The sequence below is a fragment of the Mesorhizobium sp. M7A.F.Ca.MR.176.00.0.0 genome (assembly GCF_004023165.1).
In the GTDB taxonomy this organism is placed as follows: Bacteria; Pseudomonadota; Alphaproteobacteria; order Rhizobiales; family Rhizobiaceae; genus Mesorhizobium.
This window is the reverse complement of sequence record NZ_RZTC01000108.1, coordinates 1-10,516: the sequence shown is the minus strand read 5'-3', so window position 1 is coordinate 10,516 and position 10,516 is coordinate 1. Positions and strand designations below refer to the sequence as shown.

Here is a 10,516-nt window from a genome sequence, read left to right as displayed (position 1 = left end):
GTGAAGGGCCGAGAAGGCGGGCGGCGCATAGCCAAGCGTCCGCGCGGCTTCGATCACCCGTTCGCGGGTCTGCTGCGACAGCTTGATGCCTGGCGAATTGTTGAGCACGAAGGAAACGGTCGCCTGCGAGCAGCCGGCCGCCCTGGCGATATCGATCATGGTGACGCGGCCCTTGGCGCCCTTGGCCGGCACCTTGCGGCGCCTCGCCATGTCGCTGGCCCGATCCGTCGTCTCGCTCATGGCAAATCCCAGTCTGGCAGGCCGGTCAGGCCGGCAAGATGGCGTGACGCCGTCGATTTATAGAGGTAACGTCAAGGCCGTTTATAACTATTAGTATGCAGGAGGTCCATCCGCCGTGGATCTCCATACAAGCCAAAACTCAAAGGCCGAAAGGCTCGGGCGGCGGGCCAGCGGTGACCACGGCTCGGCGGCGGGCGCACCGCGAAACCCCGGCATTGGCTCGGAACTAATACTGTTTACTAATACAAAAATGCGCTGTACCGTCAATCCGTCGCGTCCGGCCGGTCACGTCCGGGGCGGCGGGAGAGTACGAAAAATGGCCCGGTGGCGAGCGGATCCTACCTCCGCAAGCCTTGTCTCGGATATGTGATATGTCAGACAAATCGGACTATTTACGAACGAAGGATGAGTCTCTAAGGTCCATGATCGTGGCTGGAACGACGCCATTCTTTCGGTGCCGGGAACCCCTTTGAGGAGGAGGGCGTCCACGCTGCAAACGGCAAATCAGGTCAGTGCAAGATCGGCCGGTCCAACGACTGAGCCAAACGGGAGGTTGAACATGAAATCCTTGATACGAACTGCATCCGTAGCCGCGGCCGCGTTGCTGCTTGGCCTGTCGGCCACGGCCATCGCGCGCGCCCAAGACAAGCCGACGCTGGCCTTCGTGGTCAACGGCGCTTCCGATTTCTGGAAGGCCGCCGAAGCCGGCGTCAAGAAGGCGCAGGGCGAACTGCCCGACTATACGCTCGAGCTCAAATACCCCGAGCAGTCTTCGGTCGCCATCCAGCAGCGGCTGATGGACGATCTGGTGACCGCCGGCGTCAAGGGCATCATGGTCTCGGCCGTCGATCCCAAGACCTCGACCGATGGGTTGAACAAGATCGCCTCGGAAACGGCGCTGTTCACCACCGACTCGGACGCCCCGCAGACCAAGCGCGTCGCCTATATCGGCTCGTCCAATGTCGATGCCGGCAAGCAGGCGGCCGAAATCGCCAAGAAGGCGATGCCCAATGGTGGAAAATGCCTCGGCTTCGTCGGCCTGCTCGGCGCCGACAATGCCAAGGAACGCATCCAGGGCATGAAGGACGGCCTCGCCGGCACCAAGATCGAGCTGATCGACGTGCGCGGCGACGACATCGACCAGGCGCGCGCCAAGAAGAACGTCGAGGACGCGCTGGTCGCCAGCCCCGACGTCACCTGCATGGTCGGCTTCTACTCCTACAACACGCCGCGCATCTATGAAGCGCTGCGCGACGCCGGCAAGCTCGGCTCGATCACCGTCGTCGGCTTCGATGACGATCCGATCACGCTGGGCGGCGTCAAGGAAGGCACCGTTGCCGCCACCGTCGTGCAGCAGCCCTTCGAATGGGCCTATCAGGGCATGAAGCTGATGGCTGCCTACCTCAAGGGCGACAAGTCGGGCATCCCGGAAGGCAACCTCATCATCATCCCGACCAAGATCATCGGCAAGGATGACGTCGACGCCTACGCCGCCAATCTGAAGGCGATGTCTGGAAACTGATCGTCGTTAGCGCCGCCCCTCATCCGCCTGCCGGCACCTTCTCCCCGTATGGTGACGGGGAGAAGGGAAGCGCTCCAACGCTGGCAATCCCCCTCTCCCCGTCTCTATACGGGGGTCCGAAGGACGGGCGAGACAAGTGGCTCGCCCCGGAAGGGGTAGGGTGAGGGGCAGCGCGACGCCTCGCTTTTTATTGACGGGCCTCCCAAGGCCCGTCAGTCTGCGAGGAGGCCGTTCCGCCAATCGCTGTCAGGCATGATGAACTATTCCGACACATCCATTGCTGCATCCGTGACCGCCCCGTTCCTCAGCCTCGAGAACGTGCGCAAGACCTATCCGGGCGTCGTCGCGCTCGACGGCTTTTCCATGGAGGTCAGGCCGGGCGAGGTCATCGGCCTCGTCGGTGAAAACGGCGCCGGCAAATCGACCTTGATGAAGATCCTCGGCGGCGTCACCACGCCCGACAGCGGCACGATCACCGTCGACGGCACCGCGCATGACAGGCTCTCCGTCGAAGCCAGCCTGGGTTCGGGCATCGCCTTCGTCCACCAGGAACTCAATTTGTTCGAAAATCTCGACGTTGCCGCCAACATCTTCTTCGGCCGCGAGCCGTTGCGCGCCGGGCCGCTGAAACTCGTCGACCGCGCCAAACTGCGCACCATGGTGGCGCCGCTGTTGAAGCGTGTCGGCGCCAATTTTTCCGCCGACACGCCGGTTGCGACCCTGTCGCTGGCCCAGCAGCAGATGGTCGAGATCGCCAAGGCGCTGTCGATCGAGGCGCGGCTGGTCATCCTTGACGAGCCGACATCGAGCCTGCCGCTCGCCGAGACCGACAAATTGCTCGACGTCATCAAGGCGCTCAAGGCCGACGGCATCAGCGTCATCTTCATTTCGCACCGCCTGCACGAGGTCGAGCGCGTCGCCGACCGCGTCGTCGTGCTGCGCGACGGCATGCTGGCCGGCACGCTGGGCAAGCATGACATCGGCCACGACCAGATGGTCAAGCTGATGATCGGCCGCATGCTGAAGGAGCGCGAAAAGGCCTCGGAAGCGGCGCGGGCGCCCGGCGCCGTAACGCTTGCGGCCAAAGCCATCCGCACACCGGCCTATCCCGGCCGGCCGGTCGACCTCGACGTCAGGCGCGGCGAAATCCTCGGTCTTGCCGGCCTTGTCGGTTCCGGCCGCACCGAACTGGCGCGGGTGTTCTTCGGCATCGACTCGAAGCTTGGCGGCGCGCTCGAGCTCGACGGCAAGCCGCTCGCGCTGGCGTCCGCGGCCGAGGCCGTCGCGCATGGCATCTTCCTGGTGCCGGAAGACCGCAAGCTCACCGGCATCCTGCTCGACCTGTCGATCGCCCAGAATATTTCGCTGCCCAATCTGCCGGCGCATGCGCGCCGCTCGCTGGTGTCCTCAAGCGCCGAGACCGCCACCGCCGAGAAGCAGAAGAAAGATCTCGGCATCAAGGCGCCTTCGGTGCAGACGCGCACCGGCACGCTGTCGGGCGGCAATCAGCAGAAGGTCGTGCTCGGCAAGTGGCTGGCCATGAACCCGAAAGTGATGATCCTCGACGAGCCGACGCGCGGCATCGACATCGGCGCCAAGGCGGAAATCTATGGCCTGATGCGCGCATTGGCCGATGCCGGCGTCGCCGTGCTGATGATCTCGTCGGACATGGAAGAGGTGATCGGCGTGTCCGACCGCATCGCCGTCATGCATGAGGGCCAGATCTCGGGCATTCTCGACAAGGATCGGTTCAGCCAGGAAAACGTGCTGTTGCTGGCGGTCGGCAAGCAGCCGAAATAGTTCTTGCCACGGGCCGCGCAAACGCGATCCGCTCAGGCAGGCATTGGGGAGAAGACGATGAGCAAAAAAGATCTCGGCCTGCTGATCCTGATCCTGGTGGTCGGGGCGATCGTTGCGATCATCAATCCGCGCTTCCTGCTGCCGATCAACCTCGCCAACACCTCCAACCTGATCGGCCTGTTCGGCATCCTGTCGATCGGCCAGGCCTTCGTCATCATCACCGGCGGCATTGAATTGTCGGTCGGCTCGGTGGTCGCGCTGCTTGGCACGCTGTTCATCGACTTCATCGCCGTGCGTGGCATGGAATGGCCGCTGGCCTTCGTGCTCATCCTGGTGCTTGGCGCCATCATCGGCCTGGCGCATGGCTGGCTGATCACAAGGCTCAAGCTGCAGCCCTTCGTCGTTACCCTGTGCGGCCTGCTGATCTACCGCGGCGTCGCCCGCTTCTACACCGCCGACGGCACCGCGGGTTTTGCCTTCGGCCAGAATTTCCCCGACCTCGAATTCCTGACCGCCGGGCGCTCTTATGGCGTTCCCAACAGCTTCATCGCGCTGATCGTCATTTCCATCATCATGTGGGTGGTGCTGCACCGCTCGGTGTTCGGCCGCTATCTCTACGCCATCGGCAAGAACGAGGAGGCGGCGAAATATTCCGGGATCCGCACCGGCCGCGTCGTCATCGCCGCCTACGTCATTTGCGGCGTGCTGACGGCGCTGTCGGCGATCTATTTCGCCATGTACACGCGCTCGATCTCACCGGCCAGCCACGGCCAGTTCTACGAACTCTACGCCATCGCCGCAGCCGTGCTCGGCGGCTTCTCGCTGCGCGGCGGTGAAGGCTCGCTGATCGGCGTCATCCTCGGCACGGTGCTGCTGCAGGAACTGCAGAACCTCGTCAACCTGCTCGGCATCCCGTCCTCGCTCAACTTCGCGGTGATGGGCGGCGTCATCCTCATCGGCGTGCTGGTCGACCAGCAATGGGGCGTGTTCCGGGAACGGCGGCTGATGGTCGACGCCACCCGCAAAAGCGCTGCCGGCGCGGCTGCGGAATAAGTGCCTCGCGGCGAATGGCGGGCGATGGCTGCAATTCCTGAACCGTTGACGCTCAGGGCCGGCGCGCTCGAAGCCGAACTGGTGCCGCAAATCGGCGGCAGCCTCAGCGCGCTGCGCTGGCGCGGCATCGATCTCATGCGCCGGATTTCCGATGACGATCGTGAAGCGGGCAACGTGCTTGGCGTTGCCATGTTCCCGATGATGCCCTACGCCAACCGCATCGCCGGAAATACCTTCGAGTTTCGAGCGAAGCGCTGGCGGGTCCAGCCCAACAATCCGCCCGAAACCATCAACGTGCATGGCAGCGGCTGGAAGCACCCCTGGACCGTTACTGCGGCGGGCGACGCCCAGGCAACGCTGTCGCTGGATATCGCAGCCAGCCTCGAACCCTACTCCTATCACGCGACGCAGGCTTTCGTGCTGTCCGAAGAAGGCCTCGGCGTGACCATGACACTGACCAACACGGGGCCGGTTTCCATGCCGTTTGGTTTCGGCCTGCATCCCTGGTTCGATCGCGACCCGGACGTCACGCTGCAATTCAAGGCCGCGCGGTTCTATCTGGAGGAACCGCATGGCATCGCCGGCGATCCGATAGCGCTTGCGCTCGAACTCGACTTCGCCGAGAGCCGGCCTTTACCCGCCGGCTGGCGCAACAATGATTATGGCGGCTGGACGGGTGAGGCGACGCTTCGCTTTCCGGCGCGCGGCGCGGGTTTGCGCATCAAGGCCGATCCGATCTTCAAGCACCTGATGCTGTACGCCGATCCGGCCAAGCCTTACTTTTGCGTCGAACCGCAGACCATGGCCTCCGGTGCTTTCAACCGGGGCGGATGGAGCGATCCGGACGAGGGCGCCATCGTGCTCGCCCCAGGTGAAAGTTCGGCTGGCACGGTGTCGCTGATGCCCTTTGCGCTTGGGGCTTAAGGCGCCCATCGCATGAACGAGGCCTCAGGAGCCGACGATCTAGATCAGGCCCGACATGTCGGAAAAAGCCATCGCCTTGCGCAGCACCTCGGCGAAGCGTTCGCCGGCCGTCTCGCGCGGGCCGCTGTTGTCGATCGAGGTGACGCCGGGCCCGGACAGAGTGACATTGGCGCTGCGCGCCAGCCGCGCCAGCACTTCGCCGCGTGACTCGCGGCCGCGCATCGCCAGACGCTCGGCCAGCACTTCAGGCGAGGCGGTGATCTCGACGATGGCCAGATTGGCATAGCGTTCGCGCAAGGAGGGGATGATCGCGCGCGACACATTGGCGACAGCGACACGGCCATTGGCGACGGACCAGTCGACATCGGCGGGGATGCCGTAGCGCAAGCCGTGCGCTTCCCAGGAGATGGCGAAGGCGCCATCGGCTTCGGCCTCGACGAAGGCGGCATCGGCCAGCGTGTCGTGGTCCTCGCTGGCGACATCGCTCGGCCTGGTGATGACGCGGCGGACGAACTCCAGCCGCGTTTCGTCGGCAAAGCGGGCGCGGGCGTAGCCGATCACTGTGTCCTTGCCGGCGCCGCTTGGGCCGACGACGGCGACGAAAACGCCATCGCGGATCGGAAACGTCTCGGCCGACAATTCCCGCTCGATCGACGCCGACACCATCATGCGACCCGGCTTCCCTGCCGCCAGACGGTGCGCACCACCGGGACATGGTCGTCGACGCGCACGCGCACCAGATCGGCGCGGCGGCCCTGTTCGATGACGCCGCGATCGGTCAGGCCAACCGCATCGGCCGGGTTCTTCGAGACCATGGCGACGGCCTGGGGCAAGGAAATGCCTTCGACGACATCGCCGAGGAAGAACGCCGACTGGATCAGGCTGAAGGGAATGTAGTCGGACGACAAGATGTCGAGCAGGCCGTCGCTGGCCAGCGTACGGGCCGAGACATTGCCCGAATGCGAGGCGCCGCGCATAACGTTGGGCGCGCCCATCAGCACGCCCATCCCGGCCTCTTTCGAGGCCCTGGCGGCCTCTTCCGTGGTCGGGAATTCGGCGACGCGCACGCCCTGCTCGATCGCCTCGTCGACATGGCCTGATGTGGCGTCGTCGTGGCTGGCCAGCACGATGCCGCGCTCCTGGCAGGCGGCTGATATCACCGCCCGGTTCGGCGCCGAATTGCGCGCCGATTCAGCCATCCGCTTTTCGCAGAACAGCTTGAAGTCGCGATCGGTCAGCTTCAGCTTGCGCTGGTAATAGTAGGCATAGGTCTCGAGGTCGACGAACTGGCGCTGGCCTGGCGCATGGTCCATCAACGACGCCAGCTTGACCCGCTCGTCGCCGTCGAAATTGGCGAAAGCCCTGAGGCAGTCCGGTGCCGAAACCTCGCAGCGCAGGTGGATGAAATGGTCGGCGCGCAGACGGTCCTGCTTCACACTGTCCTCGATCGCGTCGGCCAGCTTGCGGATGTCGGCCGATGTCAGGTCGGCGTCTTCGTCCATGCCGACGCGCAAGGCGTCGAGCACGGTGGTGATGCCGGCGGTCGCTACCTGCGCGTCATGGGCGAGCACGGCGGCGATCGGATTCCAGCGCACCTTGGGCCGCGGCGCGTAGTGGCCTTCGAGATGGTCGGTGTGCAATTCGACCAGCCCGGGAATGATATAGTCGCCGCCCATGTCCTCGCCGATGCGGCTGATGCCGGATTCGATGCCGGCGATAAAGCCGTCGCGCAGCACCAGCGAACCTTCGACGATCTCGTCGGCAAGCACGATGCGGGCATTGTGGAGAACAGTCTCGGCGGTCATTTCAGGCAGTCCTTCAGGCGGTTTTTCTGGCCGGGCGGCGCCCGAGCGCGTGATGCGAGAGCACCATGAACGGTGCACCCGGTTCGGTTTCGACAAACAAGGTCAGCGCATCCACCAGCACCTTCTGTTGCAGCACTTCCGCGAACAGGCTGTCGATCGCTGCGCGCAAACGAGGGCTTTCCTGTGACCCCGCCCGACCCGACAGCGTCATGTGGAAGCGAAAGGTTTCGAAGACATAGGGGTAACCCCATTGGCAGAGATTGCGGAACTCGGCCGGCTTCAGCGAATCCGGGCTGCGCCGCTCGATTTCCGCTTCGCTTAGCGGTGCGCGAAACCGGTCGAAATCGCGCACCACGTCATCGGCGAACCGGTTGAGCGCAGGCACTGGCCCTTCCGGCACCAGTGCGAAGAAGCCGTCGATCTGGCTGACCACGAGACGCGGGATGGTCACCACCGGCGTCGCCTCGGCAAATTGGTCGAGTGCGGCGCGCAGCGAGGCTTCCGTCTCGTTGGCAGCCAGGCGGAAGGGGGCTTTCAGCGTTGCGTGAAAGCCATAGCGGCGCGCCGAAGCGGTGTGGAAAGCGACTTCCGCCGCCGACAGGTCCGCCACCGCTTCGACCGGCCTCGTCGCGGCGCCGAACGCGTCGCGGCCCAGCCAGTCGGCGGCGATCCGCGCCAGAGGCTCGTCCTGCCGGGGGGTGAAATAGAGGGCGTAGCGCATGGAAAGTCCTTGTCAGCTTCGCTGCCATAGGTGATTTCCATGACGAATTGACGAAGCCTTGCTGGCTTTCAGGTAACAAAACGCTGCAGCGGGGTCATTAGCCGACGATTTTTTCGTGCTGGACCAGGGAGCGAGTGCTCACGCAGCGACCGATCAGGCCTTCATCAACCACTCGTGCTCGGGCGCGTTGTGGAATTTCCACGTCCGCTTCGGTCCGGCCATGACGTTGAGATAATAGAGGTCGTAGCCGTGGCAGGCGGCGCAGGGGTGATAGCCCCCGGGCACCAGCACGACATCGCCATCCTCGATCGCCATCGCTTCGTCGAGCGCGCGATGGCCATTCTCGTCGGCATCGGTGTAGACGCGCTGGAAGGCAAAGCCCTGCGGCGGGTTGAGACGGTGATAGTAGGTTTCCTCAAGATAGGATTCAGCGGGCAGATTGTCCCGGTCGTGCTTGTGCGGCGGATAGCTCGACGTGTGGCCGCCGGGCGTGATCACCTCGACCACCAGCAGCGAATCGGCCGGCTTGCCCTCCGGCAATATGTTGGTGACATAGCGTGTGTTGGTGCCCTTGCCGCGCACCTCCTGGCCGAGATCGTCCGGTCCGATCACCCGCACCGGCAGGCCGCCGCCAAGGCCCGGCGCCGAGCAGACCGCGAGTTCCAGCCCGGTGTCCGCTGTCACCGACCAGTCCGAACCCTCAGGCACATACACCGACCACGGCTTGCCCTCGAAGGGCGACATGCGCTCGCCGAGCAGGCCGAGATCCTTGCCGCCGGCTGAAGCCTTGCCCTTGCCGGTAACGAACACCAGGCAGACTTCGCGATCCTCCGTCTTGCCGGAGACGCTCTCGCCCGGCTTCAGCCGATGCAGGTCGAAACCGACATAGGTCCAGCCGGCGCTTTTCGGCGTCACATGGGCGACGCGGCCATGGCCTTTGTCGGCTTTGACGAGCAGCTTCGACATTTTTGTCTCCTATTCCGTTGGCTTGAAGGACTCCGTGAAGCCAAGCCGCCTGTTTGAAAGGGCCATCGCAAATCTTCGGCCGGCGCCCTTCCAACTTCGTCATCCTAGGGTCTGCGCCGCGTCGCTTCGCTCCTTGCTCCGCCCCAGGATGACGAAACGAGAAGCACTGCAAGCTAGTCGCCAACGCATGCGATCAGTTACTCCTTCGGCTCGGGCTCGACCGAAGGCTTCGCCTCGTCAGCGGGCTTGTAGAGATAAAAAAACTGCCAGACGGCGTAGCCGGCGAAGCCGAGCGCGATCATGCCCCAGAACGGCGTGCCGGTGGCGAACTCGATGATCGACCAGATGACGCAGACCGCGACGATGGCGGCACGCCGCCACAAAGGCCGGAAGAAGGGGTGTTCGGAATCTTTCATAGGGCCAATCTACAGCAATCGGTCTCGCCGGGAACCCGTCGCACCAGCCATTGGGAAACTAGACATTTGGAAAGCCTTGCGTCTCGACCGTATAGCCGGCGGCGGTCATGACGCGCATCAATTCCTTGTAGCCAACCTGTGCCATCCTGAGTGGCGGGTTCTTCTTCGGGTCCTGCTCGGCCTCGACCACGAACCAGCCCTCATAGCCATGGTCGGCGAAGCGCTGCACGATGGCGCCGAAATCGAGCGAGCCGTCGCCCGGCACGGTGAAGGCGCCCAGCGCCACCGCGTCGAGGAAGGATTGTTTGGTGCGATCGAGCTTTTCGATCACGCCCATGCGAACGTCCTTCACATGCACATGGCTGATGCGGGTATGATGGTTGTCGATGGCACGCAGCACGTCGCCGCCGGCGAATGCCAGATGTCCGGCATCGAGCAGCAGCGGAATGCCGGCTCCGGAATAGCGCATGAAGGCATCGAGTTCCGGCTCGGTCTCGACCACCGCCGCCATGTGGTGATGATAGGACAGCGGCATACCCTGTTCGGCGCACCATTCGCCAAACGCGGTCAGGCGTTTCGCGTAAGCCTTCATCTCGTCATCCGACAGCTTCGGCTTGGTCGCCAGCGGCTTCGAGCGGTCGCCCTGGATCGAGCGGCCGACTTCGCCATAAACGATGCAAGGCGCATTCACCGCCTTGAACAGGTCGATCATCGGCTGGATGCGATCCTTGTTGTCGGCCATCTCCCCATCGACCAGCGTGCCGGAGAACCAGCCACCGCATAGCGTGACGTCGGATGCCTTCAGGATCGGCAGCATGATTTCGGGATCATTGGGAAAACGCCGGCCCATCTCCATGCCGGTGAAGCCGGCCGAGCGCGACTGGCGCAGGCATTCTTCCAGCGACACATCATCGCTGAGTTCCGCAAGATCGTCGTTCCACCACGCAATGGGGGACATGCCCAGTTTGGCTTTCAAGTCGTCACTCCGGTTTAGAACAGTTATCCTTTGGTTGCCGCCGCCCCTCATCCGCCTGCCGGCACCTTCTCCCCGTATAGTGACGGGGAGAAG

11 protein-coding genes are annotated in these 10,516 nt (G+C 64.0%); 4 read left to right on the top strand and 7 right to left on the bottom strand.

The window, feature by feature from the left end; genetic code table 11:
* The coding region (locus tag EOB59_RS36760) for a LacI family DNA-binding transcriptional regulator (protein ID WP_245486781.1) at positions 1 to 240 on the bottom strand (240 nt) is incomplete at its 3' end.
* Positions 241 to 799: 559 nt separating this feature from the next.
* On the opposite strand from EOB59_RS36760, the gene EOB59_RS27445 reads away from it, so the two are divergent.
* From EOB59_RS27445 to EOB59_RS27430, 4 genes are all read left to right on the top strand, one after another.
* A complete protein-coding gene (locus EOB59_RS27445; RefSeq protein ID WP_128289664.1) occupies positions 800 to 1,762 on the top strand; it encodes a sugar-binding protein in 963 nt (320 codons plus the stop codon).
* Positions 1,763 to 2,017: 255 nt separating this feature from the next.
* Positions 2,018 to 3,562, top strand: a complete 1,545-nt coding sequence (locus EOB59_RS27440; protein ID WP_128289671.1) for a sugar ABC transporter ATP-binding protein — start codon at positions 2,018 to 2,020, stop codon at positions 3,560 to 3,562.
* Between the two features lie 57 nt (positions 3,563 to 3,619).
* The gene (locus EOB59_RS27435) at positions 3,620 to 4,615 is read left to right on the top strand and encodes an ABC transporter permease (protein WP_128289663.1); all 996 of its coding nucleotides are present in this window, start codon (positions 3,620 to 3,622) and stop codon (positions 4,613 to 4,615) included.
* 24 nt (positions 4,616 to 4,639) lie between these two features.
* Positions 4,640 to 5,539: an aldose 1-epimerase gene (locus EOB59_RS27430; protein ID WP_128289662.1), complete on the top strand. Its 900-nt coding sequence runs from the start codon at positions 4,640 to 4,642 to the stop codon at positions 5,537 to 5,539.
* 39 nt (positions 5,540 to 5,578) lie between these two features.
* On the opposite strand, the gene phnN is transcribed toward EOB59_RS27430, so the two are convergent.
* From phnN to iolE, 6 genes are all read right to left on the bottom strand, one after another.
* Positions 5,579 to 6,208, bottom strand: a complete 630-nt coding sequence (gene phnN, locus EOB59_RS27425; protein ID WP_164762712.1) for a phosphonate metabolism protein/1,5-bisphosphokinase (PRPP-forming) PhnN — start codon at positions 6,206 to 6,208, stop codon at positions 5,579 to 5,581.
* Positions 6,205 to 7,344, bottom strand: a complete 1,140-nt coding sequence (locus EOB59_RS27420; RefSeq protein ID WP_127269078.1) for an alpha-D-ribose 1-methylphosphonate 5-triphosphate diphosphatase — start codon at positions 7,342 to 7,344, stop codon at positions 6,205 to 6,207. The genes phnN and EOB59_RS27420 overlap by 4 nt, the downstream gene beginning before the upstream one ends.
* Positions 7,345 to 7,357: 13 nt before the next feature.
* Positions 7,358 to 8,065 (bottom strand): DUF1045 domain-containing protein, encoded by a 708-nt coding sequence (locus EOB59_RS27415; protein ID WP_128289661.1) that lies wholly within the window; start codon positions 8,063 to 8,065, stop codon positions 7,358 to 7,360.
* Between the two features lie 153 nt (positions 8,066 to 8,218).
* A complete protein-coding gene (gene iolB / locus EOB59_RS27410) occupies positions 8,219 to 9,031 on the bottom strand; it encodes a 5-deoxy-glucuronate isomerase (RefSeq protein WP_127269080.1) in 813 nt (270 codons plus the stop codon).
* A 197-nt stretch (positions 9,032 to 9,228) separates the two neighbouring features.
* Positions 9,229 to 9,447 carry a DUF3329 domain-containing protein gene (locus EOB59_RS27405; protein WP_127398902.1) on the bottom strand — a complete coding sequence of 73 codons (219 nt, stop codon included), beginning with the start codon at positions 9,445 to 9,447 and terminating at the stop codon, positions 9,229 to 9,231.
* Positions 9,448 to 9,505: 58 nt separating this feature from the next.
* A complete protein-coding gene (iolE, locus tag EOB59_RS27400) occupies positions 9,506 to 10,423 on the bottom strand; it encodes a myo-inosose-2 dehydratase (protein ID WP_127269082.1) in 918 nt (305 codons plus the stop codon).
* Positions 10,424 to 10,516: the final 93 nt, after the last annotated feature.